Here is a 16563-nt window from a genome sequence, read left to right as displayed (position 1 = left end):
CAAGTCCCGGGTAGTGGTGTAGCGGTTGGTGATCCTGTGGGGCGGGGTTAGCTGGCGAGTGCGGGCATGGTGGTCTCCTGTTCGGGCTGGTTGGTGATGCGGGTCATGCGGCTCTTGGCGAGGGTTTCGAGGCCGAGGTAGCGGCGTCCTTCGGCCCATTCATCGGTTTGCTCGGCCAGGACAGCGCCGACGAGCCGGACGATTGCGCCCCGGTTCGGGAAGATCCCCACGGAATCGGTGCGGCGGCGGATCTCCCGGTTCAACCGTTCGGTGGGGTTGTTCGACCAGATCTGGTGCCAGACCTCGACGGGGAACTGGGTGAACGCGAGGATGTCGGCCCGGGCCGCATCGAGGTGCTCGGTGGCCTCGGGCAGCTTGTCGGCGGTGTAGTCCAGCAGCCGGTCGAACTGGGCGTGGACGGCATCGGCGTCGGGCTGGTCGTAGACCGAGTGCAGCATCGCCTTCACCGCGGGCCACAGACTTTTCGGGGTGATGGCCATCAGGTTCGCGCTGTAGTGGGTGCGGCACCGCTGCCAGGACGCTCCGGGCAGGTTCGCCGCGACCGCCTCGACCAAACCCGTGTGGGCGTCGGAGGTCACGAGACGGACCCCGCTCAGGCCGCGGGCGACCAGGTCGGCGAAGAACTCGTTCCAGGCCGGGCCGGTCTCGCTGGTGGCGACGCGCAGGCCGAGGACTTCGCGGTGCCCGTCTGCGTTGACTCCGGTCGCGAGCATCACCACCGAGTTGATGACCCGGCCGCCCTCGCGGACCTTCATGGTCAACGCGTCCGCGGTGACGAAGGTGAACGGCCCGGCCTCGCCCAGGGGTCGGTGGCGGAACTGCTCGACGTGTTCGTCCAGCTCGGCGGCCATCCGGCTCACCTGGGACTTCGACAGCCTGTCGATTCCCAATGCCTTGACCAGCTTGTCCATCCGGCGCGTGGACACGCCGGCGAGGTAACAGTCCGCGACCACGGTGATCAGGGCAGTCTCGGCGCGCTTGCGGCGTTCCAGGAGCCAGTCAGGGAAGTAGCTGCCGGTGCGTAGTTTCGGGATCGCGAGGTCGATCGTGCCGGTGCGGGTGTCGAGGGCGCGGTGGCGGTAGCCGTTGCGTTGCGCGGCCCGGCCCGGGGTGGGCTGGCCGTAGTCGGCGCCGACCACCGCGTCAGCATCAGCACTGAGCAGGGCGTTGAGCATGGTCTGCAACAGACTGCGCATCATGTCCGGTGATGCCTCGGTAAGCAGCTCGCCAAGAACGCGGGCAGGGTCGACAATGTGTGGAGCGGTCATCGTGATGGTCCTTCTCGAGTGAGTTGTGAGAGATGAACTCGAGGATCACGCGGTGACCGCCCTGTCGTCCAGACCCGGGCCGCCCCGCTACACCACTATCTGGGACTCAACTCACCTGCCCGGCCATGGACACCACCCAGGGGTGGCAAACCGTTCGACCACCAACGGTTTGCCACCCCTGGGACGGGTCAGGCCAGCACGAGCACTACGCTGAAACTGCGTTACACCAATCAGGCCCCACACCGCGGGCCCAAGTGCCTCCTCAAGCCCTCCGGGCTGGAAGGAATCCCATGTCAATCCTGTCCTCCGCGTGGGACGTGCTGTGGTTCATGCTCACGGCGTTCGTCTTCATCGCCTACCTGATGGCCCTGTTCTCGATCATCACCGACCTGTTCCGCGACCGGGAGCTCAGCGGCCTCGCCAAGGCCGTCTGGTTGATCTTCCTGATCTGGATGCCGTTCATCACCGCCGTGGTCTACCTGATCGTCCGTGGCAAGGGAATGGGGGCGCGGGCCACCGCTCGAGCCGATGAGGCCCGGGAGGCCACCGAGGCGTACGTCCGGTCCGTCGCCGGCACCAACCCGGCGGCCGAGATCGCCCAGGCCAAGCAGTTGCTCGACAGCGGGGCGATCACCCCGGACGAGTTCACCCGCCTGAAGAACTCCGCGCTGGCGCACACCACCACCTGACACCACCCCCCAGCCCCGAGCCACACCCCCACAGCGGTGGCAAACCGTTCGACTACCAACGGTTTGCCACCGCTGTGCTCGATATCCATCGTTCTCGAGACGGCAACCCCACCGGCATGTGAGATTGAGTACATGAACTGTCAATCAGGGTGCCGCTGACATGACCAACATCCCCTCACCTGACCCGACCCGCTCCCCGGAGTTCCTGCAGACCTGGGTCCGCCAACCCCTGACTGCCCTCACCGCCGTCATGGCCATGGTCTACGGCCTCGGCTTCCCCCTCAACTGGTGGGGCGAGACCAACACCACCCTTGCCATCATCGGCGCCCTCGTGGTGGGCCTGCTGTTCGTCGCCTCATTGCTGCTGGCCTACAACAAGTCCCGCGCCCGAGCCTGAGGCCCCGCTCAACAGCCCTGGGAGGCACCATGGGGCGGGGGCGGCAACTGCGGACGATGCCACCAGTTGAGCATCCGGCGGTGCTGCTCCTGGTGGCTGACCCCGGGCCCGGACAGGTCGGGGGTGACCGGCACACCGCCGACCAGGTTCAACAGGAAGTTCGGCAGCAGCCCGGCGAACTCGGTCAACTGCCGCAGCTGGGCATCGACCTGGGCGGGTGCGCGGTCACCGGTGATCGATGACAGCAACGCATCGCCCTCGAGCCAGAGCACGGAGGCGGGGCTGGTCCGCATAAGCAGTTCGATGGCCCGCGGGTGCAGCACGTCGTGGGCGAACCGCGGCGACGGGCTGGTGACGTGGAAGAACGCGTTGAAGGCATGGTTCTCGAAGTCGATGTCCTTGCCGGTGTTGAAGAGTGTCTCTGGGGTGACCCGCACCGGCGGGAAGTCCGCCCCGGGGAACCGCACCCCGCACACCTGCTGCTGCACGGTGTGGCTGTTCTTGCCCGACTGCACCAGGTAGGAGTACTGGAACCCGAACACGTCGACGTTGTCGAACCGGCCCCAGAACCCGCGATTGGCCTTGCGCTGGGACCCCGTCCCGAACGGGGGGCCCTTGAAGCGGTCCACCATCTGCGGCCACTGCTCGCGGTACCCCCAGCCGCGGGCACGCGCCCACCCGGCCCACAACGAGTCGAGCTGGCGCTGCTGGCGTTCGTTCATGCGGGCCAGTGCGATGACGCCCCAGATGGTCGCCCCGAAGACGACCACAAAAAACACGAGCATCACCAGCAGGGCACCGCCAATGACGGCCTGGGGAACAAGCAGCACCCGCCCAGACTACGGAAGACGCGGCTCACCACATTTCATGACGCCGTTACTCTTGACAGCCACCCCACCGGGGAGGAAGCTCGAACCAGCATGGCCATGCACTGCTGATGTCCATAGTCCGCCCGCGCGATGTGCACACCGCCGACCCACGGATTGCGCCGCCCCGCGGCAGCCCCCTCAAGCCCACTGCGCAAGGAGCACATCATGGGCTACTACATCAAGGACCTCTACGTCGAACGGGTCCCCAAGTTCAGATGGCATGACAAGCTGACCAACCCACCCACGATCCCCGAGACCTCGCCGATCATCAAGGTGGCAGCACTCACGCCCGCACTGGGTCGCTACAACAGCGGTGGCGGCGGCGGTACAGCGCTGCCTGCCGACGACACGACCCTGTACACGATCCCGACACCCATCACCCCCATCGTCACCCCGGTGGGAAGGCTGGAGTTGTCCGATCTGCAACTCGTCAAGGAGAACCTCCTGGCGACCCTCAAGGCAGTCGACCTGCAACTCGAGAAGATGCAGCCCTCGGCTGAAGAACTGGACTACGCCCGCAAGGTCATCGGGGGCTGACATGTCCGGCCCGGCCGGTGGGCGTTTGGCACACCTGAGCCAACGCGCCACCCGACGAGCGGCTTCGCTCACCGGCCGGGCAAGCCCACCGGCGGACGAGGAACTCCGCGCCACCCCCGTCCCGCTCCCCCACCCGCTCCCTGACCAGACAGGCCCCGGCCCCGCAGACATGGTCACCAGCGACCCGCTGGCCGCCTTCCTCTACACCTACGGCTCACACCCGGTCCCACCCGAGCTTGACCCGGCCTGGCCGATGCTGTTGCTGCGCCGCGCCGAGTTGTCGGTACGCCACGACCTGGCCGACCACACCCGCAGCTCCTCCCCCGGCTGGCTGAGCTGGACCCACACCGGGGCCGACATCACCACCCTGCTGCACAAGGTCTACGCCAGCCCCACGGTCGCCGCCCTGCCCCGGGCGCTGCCGATCATCTTCGCCACCGCCATCGCCGAAGCCGTCCCGGCCTGGAAGGTGGGCGCGACCCTGCGGGGAATCCATCGTCCTGACAAGGTCGTGCTGTACCTGCCCACCGCCGACGACGCCGACGCCACCGCCGAGGCCCTCGACCGGGCCCTGACCGGCATTCCCGCGCACGGGGTGGCTTTCACCGGGCAGGTCGGGTCCGGCATCGCCTCCCGCGGCCTCGACCACGGCACCATTAGTTGGCGGGCCCTGGTCTGCCATGCCCTGGCCCAGCACTTGCGCGAGGCCCGCGCCACCCTCGGCGGCGACTCCCCACCAGAGCTCGTCGCCACGACGGCGCTCACCGCCCTCGCCTCGTCCGGCTACGACACCCGCAGCTGGCGCCCTGGCCCAACACCGGTGGCGGTCAGGCCATGAGCATCACCGAGGTGGTCTTCTGCCTGCCCGACGACGTCCACGCCGTGCCCGACCCCACCGGCGCCGAGGTGCTGGTCGCCCGACGCGGCAGCCGTCTGCCCCCGCAGGTGCTCTCCGACGACGCGTGGGCGCTGCTGCAACGCTTCCGCACCCCGGCCACCCTCACCGCCGCGATCATCGACCACTGCCGCGAGTTCGACCGTGACCCGGTCACCACCCTCGACGAGGCGTTCGCCGTGTTGGTGGCCCTGACCCAGCATGACCTGCTCGTCCCCGAGGCCGAGGCGGCCGCCCTCGTCGCCCGCCTCACACCCCACCGGACGATCGGGCAGGCCACCCTCACCGCCCCGATCCGGGTGCTGCGCGACAGCGAACTGTGGTGGGCCCGACTGCCCGGGGGCGGCACGGCGGTCGTCAAGGTGGTCGACGAACCGACCGTGGGGCCGGACCTGTTCACCCGGGAGGTCACCGCCCTGCAGCGGTTGGCCGGTGGACCGGTGCCCGACCTGCTGTGGCACCAGCCGAGCGGCACCGGCGGCACCATGCTGCTCAGCTGCGCCGAGGGTGACCCGATCGACCTGGCCGCCCTCGACGAGCGTGGCCACCGGCCGCCCCACACCGCCATCAGCCTGGTGCTGGCGATGCTCGACGCCTACACCGAGGTGCATGCCCGCGGGGTGCTGCACGGCGACGTGCACCCCGGCAATGTGCTGGCCACGCCAGCGGGGCGCATCCACCTGCTCGACTTCGGCCTGGCCGCGATCACCGACTGCGACCTCGGCCCCCCGGCACGCACCGCCGGCGGTGAACACCTCGACCCGCAGATGGCCGCCGCCCTGCTCGCCAACCCGGACACCACCCCTGACTCCAGCCACCTGCCCGACCTCGACCTGCCGGCCGAGGTGTACACGATCGCCGCCCTGGGCTTCCGGGTGCTGACCGGCCATCCGCACCTCGACCTCGCCGTCGAACGCCACCAGGCACTCACCCTGATCACCACGGCACCACCCCGACCGTTCACCGAACTCGGTCGTCCGGCCTGGCCCGCGGTCGAACGGGTGCTCGCCCGGGCCCTGGCCCACAACACCGACCGCCGCACCGGTTCAGTGGCCAGATTGCGCGAGGAGTTGTCGCAGGCCGCCCTACAGTAGGGCCATGGAACCCGAGCAGTCCGGCCCGCCGGTGAACCCCGTGCTCAGCGCGGTGCTGGGCCTGTTCGCCTCGCCCCGGCTGAACATGCGTGAGGACTACACCCGGGTGCGCCGCCTGCAGCGGTGGATGGCCGGGCCCACCGGCCGCTTCCACACCCTTGACCGGTCCATCGTCGCCGAGGACGGCCACGAGATCCCGGTGCGGCTCTTCCTGCCCAAGCAGCAGACCCACGACGACGCCCTGCTGTTCTTCCACGGCGGTGGCTGGGTGATCGGCGACATCGACAGCTACACCCCCAGCTGTTCGGCGCTGGCCGATGCCACCGGACGAGTGGTCTGCTCGGTCGACTACCGGCTCGCCCCCGAGCACCCCTTCCCGGTCGGGTTCGAGGACTGCCTGCGGGTCACCCGGGTGCTGCTCGACGACCCCGATGCCCTCGACCTCGACGACCCCTCGGCCCTGACCCTGATCGGCGACTCGGCCGGCGGCAACCTGGCCTCGGCGGTCAGCCTGCGACTGGCCGAACTCGGTGGGCCGATGCCGAGCCGGCAGGTGCTGCTGTACCCGGCGACCTGGTACGACCACGACCCCGAGACCTCACCGTACGACTCGGTGCGCGAGTACGGCACCGGCCTGCGGCTGACCGCCGCCGAGGTGATGGACTACATGGCGCTGTACGTGCCCGACCCCGACGCCCGGCGCAACCCGCTGGTCGCGCCACTGCTGGCCGAGAACCCGGTCAACCAGCCCGACACCCTGGTGGTGACTGCCGAACTGGACCTGCTGCGCGACGAGGGCGAGGCGTGGGCCGAGAAGCTGCGGGCGGCAGGCAACGTCGTCCGCCTGGAACGCGCCCCGGGAGCACTGCACGGCTTCATGACCCTGCCCCGCTTCGCGAAGCCTGTGCTGCGCTTGCATGCGGTGATCAACGAGTTCCTGGCCACCCCGGCCAAGACAGCGGCGGCAACCCGGTGAGCCAGCCGGTCGACCCACGCGCCCCCGCTCACCAGCGGCGGGCCTGGGTGCGGCTGGACAACGCCTCGAACATCTTCCTGGCCGCGATGAGCAGCGTCGACACCAAGGTGTTCCGGCTCAGCGCCGAGGTCGACCACGAGGTTGACCCCGACCTGCTGCAACACGCCCTCGACGTGGTCTACGACCAGTACCTGCTGTACCACTCGGTGCTGCGCCGCGGCATTTTCTGGTACTACCTCGAGCAGAGCGACCTGCGCCCCCGGGTCAGTGCCGAGGTGCTGCCGCCGTGCGACTACATCTACCACTACGACCGCCGCAACCTGCTGTTCCGGGTGGTGCACCACCGGCGCCGGATCGTGCTGGAGGTGCTGCACGCCCTGTCCGACGGCACCGGCGCCTCGTGGGTGCTGCAGGACCTGGTCACCGAGTACCTGCGACTGCGCCACCCGGACGATGCCGACCGCAGCACCGCGACCACCGGCGTCAAGCACGACCTGTCGCCGGACAGTTTCGGGGTCTTCCACCCCCGCCAGCCGGCCCTGTTCGCCGAGGCCGCCCAGCCGGCAGCGCTGGAGGCCTCCGACCAGATCGACACCGAACCCACGGCGGACGAGCAGCCGGGCGGCCGGCGGGTGGGGCTGTCGCGGGACCTGTTCGGCGACCGGCAGCGGCGGGTGCACCGCATCCGCGGGCGGCTCACCCCCGACCACCGCACCCGGGTCATCGAGCTGGAGATGCCGGTGGGCCAGCTGCTGCCGCTGGCCCGCGAGGCCGGGATCTCCCTGACCATCTGGCTGACCGCGCTGTTCCTGCACGTGATCCGGCAGGTCGATGGGCCGGCCTGCCGGGGTCGGACGATGGCGGTCTCGGTGCCTGTCGACCTGCGCCAGCGCTTCGAGTCCGGTTCAGCGCGCAACTTCTTCGCCACCACCCGCCTCGAGTTCAACGAGGACGAGGCCGACTTCACCGCGATGTGCGCCTCACTGGCCGACCAGTTGGCTGCCCAGACCACCCCGGCCGCGCTGGAGGCGAAGCTGCGCAAACTGATCGGTTTCGAGCACCACCCGCTGGCGCGGATACTGCCTCGTCCGGTCAAGGACCTGGTGCTCGGGGCGGTGAACCGGCTCAACAACCGCAACCTGACGGTGGCGATGACCAACATCGGACGGGTCGGGTTCCCCGCCGACGTCGACGGGCATGTGCGGGCGGTGCACCTGGCGGTCTCGGCGGCCAGGCCGCAGTTCAGCCTGGCCAGCCATGGTGACGTGCTGACGCTGAACTTCACCTCACCGTTCGTCGAGACCGACCACCAGGCGGCGTTCGTCCGGGAGTTGACCGCGCGGGGCGTCGACGTGTCGCTGGCGGTCGGCAAGGTCACCGAGGACGAACTGGACCCGGCGCCGGCAGGGGGTGGCTGAGGTGGGCCACTGCCCGGACTGCCGCACCGACATCCGCGGGGACTGGCCGTCGTGCCCGTTGTGCGGCCAGGCCCTGGCCGCGGCCGGCGACCTCGCCGGGGACGAGGGTGGGGCGCCGTGGCCGGACCTGCCGCTGCGCTTCGACTGGCACGTGGTGCTGCGGGTGATCCTGTGGGTCTCGGTGGTGGTGATCGCGGCGACCCTGGGGGCGATGGTGTTCATCCCGGTGCCGTGGGTGCGGCTGATGGTGCTGGGCTTCGCCGCGCTGTGGCTGGTGGCGCTGATCACGATCCGCAAGCGGCGCAACATCGCCAAGATCATCGTCTACCTGGTGGTGGTCTTCGCCGGGTTGTGCGTCTACGCCGACCACCTCAGTGGGTGGCGGGCCTGGTCGACGACCTATGTGATCCCGATCCTGTGCGGGGCCTCGATCATCGTGTTGCTGGTGGCGGTGCGGATCGTGAAGATGCGCCCGGGTGACTACCTGGTCTACTCGTGGCTGACCCTGCTGTTCAGCGTGATCCCGGCGCTGTTCCTGGCGTTCGGGTGGGTGAGCATCACCCTGCCGTCGTGGATCTCGGTGGCGATGGGGTTCGCGATGCTGGTGTGGATGCAGGTCTTCCACGGCGCCGAGGTGCAGCACGAGGTCCGCAAACGGCTGCACCTGTGAGCCCGACCGGGGTCCTGAGTGGTGCGGGGCCCCGGCGCTCAGCGCCAGGCGCCGCGGACGTGCTGCAGCGGGTAGACCGCCGCGTCGTCGGCGCCGAGTTCGAAGGCGGCGCGCTGCGGCCAGTGCGGGTCGCGCAGGGCCGCTCGTCCGAGCAGCACCGCGTCGGCCCGGCCGTCGGTGAGGACCTGGTTGGCGTGGGCCGGGTCGGTGATCAGCCCCACCGCGCCGGTGGGGATGCCGGCCTCGTGGCGGATCCGTTCGGCGAACCCGACCTGGTAGCCGGGGCCGAGCGGGATGTCGACGGCCGCGTTGCCCCCCGAGGAGGTGTCGACCAGGTCGACATCGTGCGCGCGCAGCAGACGGGCGAGCTCGATGCTGGCCTTGATGTCCCACTCCCCGCCCTCGACCCAGTCGGTGGCAGAGATCCGGACGAACAGGACCCCGTCCCACTCGGCGCGGATGGCGTCGACCACCTCGAGCAGCAGGCGGGCCCGGTTGGCCGGGCTGCCGCCGTACTCGTCGGTGCGCCGGTTCGACAGCGGGGAGAGGAACTCGTGCAGCAGGTAGCCGTGGGCGGCGTGCACCTCGATCACGTCGAAGCCGGCGGCGGCCGCTCGCCGGGCGGCCGCGGCGAAGTCGGCCACGACCTTGGCCAGCCCCTCGAGGTCGAGTTCAGCGGGCGCGTCGTAGGTGTTCAACGCGACCGGGCTGGGTGCCACGGTGGTCCAGCCACCATCGGCGGCCGGGATCGTGCCACGGGGCCCCGGCGGGGCCAGACGGGTGGTGGTGCCGGGCTGCGGGAAGGGCGGCCACGAGCTGGCCTTGCGGCCCGCGTGGGCGAGCTGGATGCCGATCTTCGAGCCGCGGGCATGGACGAAGTCGACCACCCGACCCCAGGCCTCGGCCTGCTCGTCGTTCCAGATGCCGGCGTCGGTGGGGCTGATCCGCCCTTCCGGGGAGACGGCGCTGGCCTCGGTCAGCACCAGCCCGAAGCCACCTTGGGCGAAGGCCCCCAGGTGCACCAGGTGCCAGTCGTTGACCACTCCGTCGCCGTCCCAGCAGGAGTACTGGCACATGGGTGCGGTCCAGACCCGGTTGGCAAAAGTGGTGCCGCGCAGGGCCAGCGGCGAGAACAGATCGGTCATGACTCCATCAAACGCGGCCGCGGTGGGCGCTATTCCGCTCGTCCACGGGCGGCGGCCGTGCGGTGGCGCGTTACCGTGGAGCCGACCGGCCCGGGTTGCGGTCCGCCACCGGGCACCCACCACAAGGAGCCAACATGGCCATCGACCTGTCAGCGCACACCAAGGACACCATCGGGAAGTTCTTCGACCACTCGGTGCTGCCGAAGAACAGCACCGAGGACGACATCCGCCAGGGTTGCCGCATCGCCAAGCAGTACGACACCGCTGCCTTCTACGCCTCCAGCGGGTACTGGCTCGACGTGATGAAGGAGGAACTGGCCGACTCCGACGTGCTCATCGCCACCGGGGTTGACTTCCCGTGGGGTGCCCAGCCGACCACCCTCAAGGCCGCCGAGACCGAGTACCTGGTCAAGAAGGGGGCCCAGGCCCTCGACATCTGCATCAACGTCGGTGCCGCCCGCAGCGGACACTGGGATGTCGTGGAACAGGACCTGCGTGCCTTCAAGGACGCCGCGGGCGGTGCCGTCACCAAGGCGATCCTCGAGGTGTGCTTCCTGACCGATGACGAGATCACCCGTGCCGCGACCCTGGTCGCCGAGGCCGGACTCGACTACGTGAAGACCTCCTCGGGCCAGTTCGAGGGCCCCTCGATGGAGCAGTTCCTGGTGATGAAGAGGGCCGTGGCGGGCTCGTCCACCCGCACCAAGGTGGCCGGGGTGAAGTTCCCGCGACCCCAGAACGCCTACGCCTTCATCCTGGCCGGCGCTGAACTGATCGGCACCCGGGCCACCCCGCAGATCGTCGAGGCCTTCGACAGCCTGCGCGAGATCGGCCTGATCCCGGGTGGTGCGCAGGCATGAGCACCACGCTCGGCGAGGTCGAGGCGATCATCTGGGACTTCGACGGGGCCCTGGTCGATTCCCTGCCCGGGATCGCCCACGGCGTGGGCGAGACCATCACGGCGATGGGGCAGCCGGCCCGCACCCCCGAAGAGATCCGCGGCATGCTCGGTGGTGGTGCCCGCCAGATCTTCACCATGCTGTTCGGTGAGAGCCACCCCGACCTCGTCGAGCCGGCCCTGGCGCACTTCCACGAGCACTACCCCCGCCTGAGCACCCACGGGGTCACCGCCTACCCCGGCGTCCCCGAGGCCCTGGCCCAACTCGCCCGGACGAAGAAGCTCGCCATCGTGACCGCCAAGATGCGAGCCGCCACCTTCGCGGTGCTCGACAAGCTGGGCCTGGCCCAGTACTTCGACCTGGTGGTGAGCGCCGATGACGTCACCCGCATGAAACCCGACCCCGAGGGAATCAACAAGGTGCTCGAAGAGTTGGGTGTGGCCCCGGAGCGGGCCGTGTTCATCGGGGACATGAAGACCGACGTCGCTGCGGGTCGGGCAGCCGGCGTCCATGCCGTCGGGGTGACCTGGGGCTACGGGGCACGTGCAGATCTGGTACTTGCTGAGCCGGACCTGCTGGTTGACTCGGTGCCCGAGTTCATGGAAGCGCTGGGTTCAGCCTGACGGGGTGATCGCGGTGCGGCCGGGTTGAGGGACTGCGGCCGCACCGCGATTCTGACTGCCTGCGCCAGCAGGGCCCCAGCAACAGTTCCGGCGCCAGCACCCAGTCGAGCGGCCTGAGCGGGGGCACCACGATTCACCAGCCCTGAGGCTCACCCCTGATCGACGCGCTCACCCCTGGGCGGAGGCGAGTTCGGCGCGGATCTCCTCGACGAAGCTGATGACCGCGTCCTCGCCGGTCACCGGTCCTCCCGCGAGCATGTCATCTACGCCGAACAGGACGGCGGAGGGGCTGCCGTGGGCCTCCAACAGTTGGGCCAGGCGGTGTTGCGGGTCGTACAGCGCACGGTCAGCGATGGCCGCCACGCGGGGGTCGGACTGGTCGAGTTCCTCGGGCCCGGTTAAGGCATAGACGGGTCGCACCGCCACCGCCGGGTGCAACTCCCGGGACCATTCGTCAATGCGTTCGCTGACCCGCAGGCACGGCGCGCAGTGGCTGTTCACGAAGACCAGCAACAGGGCCTGCTGACGGGCGAGGTCACGCAGCAGCGGGCGATGCCCCTCGGGGGTGACGAGTTCGGCGAACGGCGTCGGCTGGCGCTGGTAGTCGAGGACGAGTTCGTCGTCGAGGGCCCCGGGCTCGTGGGCAGTGCCCTGCTGGCGGCGGCCAGGGGATGCAGCCGATGGCGTGGGCCCGCCGACGATCAGCACCGCGAGGGCCACGACCAGCACGCAGACCAGCAGCCACCCCCAGTCGGCGGCGCCGGCCTGCCACCACCGCAGCAGCGGCGCCCTGCCGTCGAGGATGGCGGCCACCACCGCCAGCACCCCGAAGACGACCAGGACCGCATTGCGCCACAAGGTCCGGCGGTCGACATCACCGAGGCCGAGTTCCCCGAAGCAGCCACACTCGACAGGCTCGTCGAAGCCCAGTGCCCGGGCGATCACCACGAGGTAGGTCACCATCAGGGCGAGGGTGATACCCGCCGCCACGACTCCGAACGCTCCCGGCAGCACCAGCAGCAGGACGGCCAGCACCAGTTCACCCCAGGGCAGCACCTTCGGGGCAATGGAGTTCGACAGCCACGGCGGCATTCGTAGCGAGACGAAAGAGTCAGCGGCGGCTCGGGGGCTGCGGAGCTTCGCCACACCACTCAGCGCCAGAACGAGGGCCAGCACCAGCGGTGCCGCCAGTCCGAGGGATTGCATCACGCAGGTGATCTTACGCACAGCCCACTCGCGCACCGCGGTCCGGAACCTGAGAAATGGCCAACCCCATTGTGTGAATCGGTACACGGTGTACTAGATTCATCCACGATCCCCTCTCAACTATAGGATCGAGTTGCGCCATGACCACTGCTAACCAGAACCCCCGCCCCGGCATTAGCCGGCGTACGGTCGCGACGGGTATCGCCTGGAGCGTCCCGGCCGTCGCGATCGCCACAGCATCGCCTGCGATGGCTGTGAGCCCCGGGCCCGGCACCGTGACCCTGACCGGCCACAGCTGCAAGCTGCCCGGTAACGCTGCGGCACCGTACACGGACGGCTCGGTCTACACCGCCACCATTTCGAACACGACGGCCCAGTCGCTCGACTTCGAGATCACCAGCTTCACGCGTGGCGCGGCGACGCAGCCCGGGGCGAACATTGCAGTCGTGAAGCTGAGCAGTTTGCCAGCTGGTCCCTGCTGCGTCAACCTCGGCAACGAGTTCACCGTTCCCGCAAACTCCAGCGGCACCTACGCCTTCGTCACCCAGGACTGGGGCAGCAGCGGCTCTGGCGGTCTGGTTGTGGGCTACAACGTGAATAATGTCACCCAGACGCCGGCCACCGGCGGTGACGGCGGAAATGGGCCCATCCCGGGCAACTGCGGCAGCGGCGGAAGCTGCTCACTGACCTCTGCCCAGGAGGCCTGCATCGAGGCAGCTATCGGCGTCCCGGGCTGCTCCGGCAACTGCAGTTGACAACCGCAGCCCAACCCGGCTGCTGCTGCTCGCCGCGTTGAGTCTGCTGGGTGCGATCACCCTGCTGCCCATCGGGTGGCAGCTGAACCGGTTCGTGGTGTGGGTCTACTACCAGGGCCTGCACATCTATGCCTGGCCCCGCAATGAGTGGATCACGCTGGGGTTGCTCGCGCATGCCCTCAACGTCCTGCTGACGGTCCCGCTGGGCCTGTTGGCGCGGCTGGGGCTCCCCCGCCTGCCCTGGTGGACGATCCCACTGGGCGTCCTGGTGCTGAGCGCCAGCATTGAGTTGGCCCAGTGGCTGTTGCCCTTGGGGCGCGAGGGCACGGTGGCCGATGTGCTCACCAACACCCTGGGCGGGTTGGTCGGCGCCCTGCTGGGCCAGTGGTGGCTCAGTCGTCACGCCCAGGGAGCCGACCCGTTGACCGTGACTGAGCACTCGTCCGACTAGAGCCCACCCTCTGGGAACGTCAGCCGCACGCCCGCAGGAAGTCTCTTGGGCAGCAGCGGCGGGATGCGCTGAGCCCCCTTCAGCTCCTTCCAGGCCTCCAAGGGCCTTCCCAGGCGGAGGTAGCCAACGGCATTGCCTGTGCGACGGGTGGTGAACGGGCCGCCGAGGGTCCGACACGTGCGACCGGCAAGCCTCGCGCCACGAGTGACTGAGGTAGCGACGTCCAGGTACTGGTCGACCACCACCCGGGGGCATGTTCAGCCTCCACGTAGCTGCGCATCCTCAGGGCGGGGTCATATCCCGCCAGCAGTTGAGCGGCCAATGTCTCTGCGTCCGGCCACGAGGAATCCAGCAGGCCCGAATAGGAGTCCATGCGCATTCGTTCCACGTTCTCGTGATTCACATAGCCCTTCGCGCCATACAAGTCGAGGACGAAGACATTGCGGTTGCAGGCCATCGCCTCGATTACCCCGCGACCGATGGAGAAAACGACATCTGCCCAGTTGAGAGCCTCAACCGGGTCGTCCACGGCGGTCGCACCCCCCACCACCCTCAACTCAAGCCCTGCCAGCCGGCACGCTTCTTCAATCAACTGGCGAGCGGCACCCTGCTTGTTGGACAGGAACAAAGCACGGGCGGGCCGCTCCCCAACCGGCGCCCGCTCAGCGAACTGATCAAGGTCCACAGGGTTGCGAATGAGCTTTGCTCGCCACGGAACGTGCGCCGCCGTCAACTCGTCGACGGCTACATAGGCGTCGGCCCCCGGGGAACCCACTCCTGCTGGGGCGTAAACCCATGCACGGTGTAGATGCATCGCCGCATACTCGTCTTGCGGATGAGCCCGAAGGCCTCATTGTGGTTCACCAGCGCCGGTCGTGGGCCATTCCGGGTTCGTGAGGTGCGAACTGGGGATACAGGCTGTTGCCGGTCACACTGAACAGTCGAACGTCGTCACCCCTGCGGACGAACTCGGCGGCCGTGGTGCCCACCCAGCGCTGGGTACCAGCGCGGTCGTTCAGGTCATAGTTTGTGAGGAGCACTCTCACTGTTGCACCGCCGACGCGATCAGCGCAGCTGGTTCTTCCTCGCCGAGTTCCCATGCCGGGGTCGGTTCCTCGCCGTACTCCTTCAACCGGTTGCGCTGCCAGAAGTCGCGGACCCACGCCGGGGCGTTCGGATGGTGCACCCAGGCGGGCAGGCCACGCTGGGCGGCTTCGAGGGTGCCGGTGGAGAAGATCGACACGACCGGACGACCCAGTTCCGGCAGCGGCAGGCCACTGTCCTCGAACTGCACTCCCCGACGCCGCAGCCACTGGTGCCCGGCGCGGGAGAGTGCATCGCTTTCCACCGGGTGGGGTCGGTAATCAGCGCCGTGACTGCGGCAGAACCTCTCGTAGGTCCTCAGCTTGTCCAGTCGCGGCAACTCGATGCCGTGCAACTGCCCCAGCATGATCGGGCGCTCATTGCGCAGCTCGACGCGGGGGGCGTGCCCGGCCTGCCACAGCATCTGGGAACCGACCACCTCCCAGGTGATCGAGGGCCGGTCAGCACTCCAGAAGTGGGCGTCGGCCTCACTCCAGGCCAGCAGGTGGTCCCCGTCGTTCAGCGGCGGCGCCCACGGGGTCATCAGCCCGTGCTGGACGACGATGAACCGCATGCCCCGTCCCTTGGCCCAGGGTTCCACCAGGCTGGACAGCCAGTTGAAGGCACCCAGGGAGAGCACCTGCTCGACCGACCCGGGTATCTGCGAGGGCCCGACGAACTCCACCCTGTGCCAGTCACCACCGGGTAGTTCGGGGTCCTCGACCTGGGTGAGTACCGCGACGCGGGAGAGGTCGTCGACGTGCCGCAGCGGGTCGTGGATGACCAGCCTGCAGCTGGGTGAAAGGTTGTCCATGATCACCAGTGCGCGCGGTTCCTGACCATCCGGCAGCCACAGCGTCGCCGGGGGTGGGTCGGTGGGGCGTACCAGAGCCTTGACTCCGCGAAGCCTGCCGAGCACGCCAGCGCGGCCACGGGCCCACTTCTCCCAGGCCCTCAGGTCGCTGGGGTGGCGCAGCCCGCTCATGCCGGCTGCGTCTCGGAGATCACGCGCGCCGGGACCCCGGCGGCCGTGGCTCCGGCAGGGACGTCGCGGGTCACGATCGACCCGGCGCCGATGGTGGCATCGTCCCCGATGGTGACGCCGCCCTTGATGAGCACCTTCTCGCCGATGAACACGTTGCGCCCGATGACGATGGGGCCGTCCTTCAGCACTTCGGTGTGGTCTTCGACACCGTGCTTGCCCGAACTGATCGTCACGTCATTGGCGATCATGGTCCGGTCGCCAATCGTGACGTCGTCGACGGCATGGATGTGGCAGCGGTAGCCGATGAACACGTCATGGCCGATCGTCAGTGCGGAGGTGAACTCGGTCTGCAACCAGCCGTGCTCTCGGACCAGCAGGCCCCGACCGATGAACATCTGGCTGATTCCCCGCACCGCCAAGGGGCTGACGATGATTGAACCAGTGCCCAGCCTGCCAAAGCTGGAGCGCACCACCGGCATGAACAGTCGGGCTGCGTGGAATCGCAGCGCCGGCGCCTTCTCCAGCAGGAACCCAAGCTTCATCGGCTCTCCTCTCGCGAGTGTCCGGCCAGTCTGGCACACG

18 protein-coding genes and 1 pseudogene are annotated in these 16563 nt (G+C 68.9%); 12 read left to right on the top strand and 7 right to left on the bottom strand.

Annotation, left to right across the window (positions count from 1 at the left end; genetic code table 11):
- Positions 1-47 precede the first annotated feature (47 nt).
- Positions 48-1289 (bottom strand): IS256 family transposase, encoded by a 1242-nt coding sequence (locus tag ACQE3C_RS12205; RefSeq protein ID WP_434539340.1) that lies wholly within the window; start codon positions 1287-1289, stop codon positions 48-50.
- 290 nt (positions 1290-1579) lie between these two features.
- Between ACQE3C_RS12205 and ACQE3C_RS12200 the strand changes: the two genes are divergently transcribed.
- Together ACQE3C_RS12200 and ACQE3C_RS12195 are read left to right on the top strand one after the other, a co-directional pair.
- Complete coding sequence (locus tag ACQE3C_RS12200) at positions 1580-1978, top strand: SHOCT domain-containing protein (protein WP_434539453.1); 399 nt, start codon at positions 1580-1582, stop codon at positions 1976-1978.
- A gap of 160 nt (positions 1979-2138) precedes the next feature.
- Positions 2139-2375 (top strand): hypothetical protein, encoded by a 237-nt coding sequence (locus tag ACQE3C_RS12195; protein WP_434539452.1) that lies wholly within the window; start codon positions 2139-2141, stop codon positions 2373-2375.
- 8 nt (positions 2376-2383) lie between these two features.
- Here the strand turns inward: ACQE3C_RS12195 and ACQE3C_RS12190 are convergent, their stop codons facing one another.
- Entirely contained in the window at positions 2384-3205 is an 822-nt protein-coding gene (locus ACQE3C_RS12190; RefSeq protein ID WP_434539451.1) for a hypothetical protein, read from the bottom strand.
- 204 nt (positions 3206-3409) lie between these two features.
- On the opposite strand from ACQE3C_RS12190, the gene ACQE3C_RS12185 reads away from it, so the two are divergent.
- The 6 genes from ACQE3C_RS12185 (at position 3410) to ACQE3C_RS12160 (ending at position 8834) form a co-directional block, all read left to right on the top strand.
- Entirely contained in the window at positions 3410-3781 is a 372-nt protein-coding gene (locus ACQE3C_RS12185) for a hypothetical protein (RefSeq protein WP_434539450.1), read from the top strand.
- Between the two features lie 169 nt (positions 3782-3950).
- Entirely contained in the window at positions 3951-4619 is a 669-nt protein-coding gene (locus tag ACQE3C_RS12180) for a hypothetical protein (RefSeq protein WP_434539449.1), read from the top strand.
- Positions 4616-5770 (top strand): AarF/UbiB family protein, encoded by a 1155-nt coding sequence (locus ACQE3C_RS12175; RefSeq protein WP_434539448.1) that lies wholly within the window; start codon positions 4616-4618, stop codon positions 5768-5770. The genes ACQE3C_RS12180 and ACQE3C_RS12175 overlap by 4 nt, the downstream gene beginning before the upstream one ends.
- Positions 5771-5774: 4 nt before the next feature.
- Positions 5775-6746 carry an alpha/beta hydrolase gene (locus ACQE3C_RS12170; protein ID WP_434539447.1) on the top strand — a complete coding sequence of 324 codons (972 nt, stop codon included), beginning with the start codon at positions 5775-5777 and terminating at the stop codon, positions 6744-6746.
- The gene (locus ACQE3C_RS12165) at positions 6743-8164 is read left to right on the top strand and encodes an alcohol acetyltransferase (protein WP_434539446.1); all 1422 of its coding nucleotides are present in this window, start codon (positions 6743-6745) and stop codon (positions 8162-8164) included. The genes ACQE3C_RS12170 and ACQE3C_RS12165 overlap by 4 nt, the downstream gene beginning before the upstream one ends.
- A gap of 1 nt (position 8165) precedes the next feature.
- Positions 8166-8834, top strand: a complete 669-nt coding sequence (locus ACQE3C_RS12160; protein ID WP_434539445.1) for a DUF6320 domain-containing protein — start codon at positions 8166-8168, stop codon at positions 8832-8834.
- 38 nt (positions 8835-8872) lie between these two features.
- On the opposite strand, the gene ACQE3C_RS12155 is transcribed toward ACQE3C_RS12160, so the two are convergent.
- Positions 8873-9979 (bottom strand): NADH:flavin oxidoreductase/NADH oxidase, encoded by a 1107-nt coding sequence (locus ACQE3C_RS12155; RefSeq protein WP_434539444.1) that lies wholly within the window; start codon positions 9977-9979, stop codon positions 8873-8875.
- A 134-nt stretch (positions 9980-10113) separates the two neighbouring features.
- Here ACQE3C_RS12155 and deoC point away from each other — a divergent pair, with 134 nt between their 5' ends.
- Together deoC and ACQE3C_RS12145 are read left to right on the top strand one after the other, a co-directional pair.
- A complete protein-coding gene (gene deoC, locus ACQE3C_RS12150; RefSeq protein WP_434539443.1) occupies positions 10114-10839 on the top strand; it encodes a deoxyribose-phosphate aldolase in 726 nt (241 codons plus the stop codon).
- Positions 10836-11501, top strand: coding sequence for an HAD family hydrolase (locus tag ACQE3C_RS12145; protein WP_434539442.1), 666 nt, complete (start codon positions 10836-10838; stop codon positions 11499-11501). The genes deoC and ACQE3C_RS12145 overlap by 4 nt, the downstream gene beginning before the upstream one ends.
- A gap of 168 nt (positions 11502-11669) precedes the next feature.
- On the opposite strand, the gene ACQE3C_RS12140 is transcribed toward ACQE3C_RS12145, so the two are convergent.
- The gene (locus tag ACQE3C_RS12140; RefSeq protein ID WP_434539458.1) at positions 11670-12707 is read right to left on the bottom strand and encodes a TlpA family protein disulfide reductase; all 1038 of its coding nucleotides are present in this window, start codon (positions 12705-12707) and stop codon (positions 11670-11672) included.
- Positions 12708-12847: 140 nt separating this feature from the next.
- Between ACQE3C_RS12140 and ACQE3C_RS12135 the strand changes: the two genes are divergently transcribed.
- Positions 12848-13462: a hypothetical protein gene (locus ACQE3C_RS12135; RefSeq protein WP_434539441.1), complete on the top strand. Its 615-nt coding sequence runs from the start codon at positions 12848-12850 to the stop codon at positions 13460-13462.
- A gap of 37 nt (positions 13463-13499) precedes the next feature.
- The gene (locus tag ACQE3C_RS12130; protein ID WP_434539440.1) at positions 13500-13913 is read left to right on the top strand and encodes a VanZ family protein; all 414 of its coding nucleotides are present in this window, start codon (positions 13500-13502) and stop codon (positions 13911-13913) included.
- 79 nt (positions 13914-13992) lie between these two features.
- Here ACQE3C_RS12130 and ACQE3C_RS12125 read toward each other — a convergent pair whose 3' ends face one another.
- From ACQE3C_RS12125 to ACQE3C_RS12115, 3 genes and pseudogenes are all read right to left on the bottom strand, one after another.
- Entirely contained in the window at positions 13993-14598 is a 606-nt protein-coding gene (locus tag ACQE3C_RS12125; RefSeq protein WP_434539439.1) for a hypothetical protein, read from the bottom strand.
- 357 nt (positions 14599-14955) lie between these two features.
- Complete coding sequence (locus tag ACQE3C_RS12120; protein ID WP_434539438.1) at positions 14956-15981, bottom strand: prephenate dehydrogenase; 1026 nt, start codon at positions 15979-15981, stop codon at positions 14956-14958.
- Between the two features lie 17 nt (positions 15982-15998).
- Positions 15999-16523 (bottom strand): annotated as a pseudogene (locus ACQE3C_RS12115) (acyltransferase); the annotation flags it as partial.
- Between the last annotated feature and the right edge of the window lie 40 nt (positions 16524-16563).

The sequence above is a fragment of the Aestuariimicrobium sp. Y1814 genome, from assembly GCF_050113895.1.
Taxonomy (GTDB): Bacteria; Actinomycetota; Actinomycetes; order Propionibacteriales; family Propionibacteriaceae; genus Aestuariimicrobium.
The sequence above is the reverse complement of the archived record's forward strand: the minus strand, read 5'-3'. Positions and strand labels throughout refer to the sequence as shown.

Excerpts from the sequence above, each read along its gene's own strand:
- ACQE3C_RS12205 (WP_434539340.1), bottom strand. The coding sequence starts at position 1,289 with ATGACCGCTCCACACATTGTCGACCCTGCCCGCGTTCTTGGCGAGCTG.
- ACQE3C_RS12200 (WP_434539453.1), top strand. The coding sequence starts at position 1,580 with ATGTCAATCCTGTCCTCCGCGTGGGACGTGCTGTGGTTCATGCTCACG.
- ACQE3C_RS12195 (WP_434539452.1), top strand. The coding sequence starts at position 2,139 with ATGACCAACATCCCCTCACCTGACCCGACCCGCTCCCCGGAGTTCCTG.
- ACQE3C_RS12185 (WP_434539450.1), top strand. The coding sequence starts at position 3,410 with ATGGGCTACTACATCAAGGACCTCTACGTCGAACGGGTCCCCAAGTTC.
- ACQE3C_RS12180 (WP_434539449.1), top strand. The coding sequence starts at position 3,951 with ATGGTCACCAGCGACCCGCTGGCCGCCTTCCTCTACACCTACGGCTCA.
- ACQE3C_RS12175 (WP_434539448.1), top strand. The coding sequence starts at position 4,616 with ATGAGCATCACCGAGGTGGTCTTCTGCCTGCCCGACGACGTCCACGCC.
- ACQE3C_RS12170 (WP_434539447.1), top strand. The coding sequence starts at position 5,775 with ATGGAACCCGAGCAGTCCGGCCCGCCGGTGAACCCCGTGCTCAGCGCG.
- ACQE3C_RS12155 (WP_434539444.1), bottom strand. The coding sequence starts at position 9,979 with ATGACCGATCTGTTCTCGCCGCTGGCCCTGCGCGGCACCACTTTTGCC.
- deoC (WP_434539443.1), top strand. The coding sequence starts at position 10,114 with ATGGCCATCGACCTGTCAGCGCACACCAAGGACACCATCGGGAAGTTC.
- ACQE3C_RS12145 (WP_434539442.1), top strand. The coding sequence starts at position 10,836 with ATGAGCACCACGCTCGGCGAGGTCGAGGCGATCATCTGGGACTTCGAC.
- ACQE3C_RS12140 (WP_434539458.1), bottom strand. The coding sequence starts at position 12,707 with ATGCAATCCCTCGGACTGGCGGCACCGCTGGTGCTGGCCCTCGTTCTG.
- ACQE3C_RS12135 (WP_434539441.1), top strand. The coding sequence starts at position 12,848 with ATGACCACTGCTAACCAGAACCCCCGCCCCGGCATTAGCCGGCGTACG.
- ACQE3C_RS12120 (WP_434539438.1), bottom strand. The coding sequence starts at position 15,981 with ATGAGCGGGCTGCGCCACCCCAGCGACCTGAGGGCCTGGGAGAAGTGG.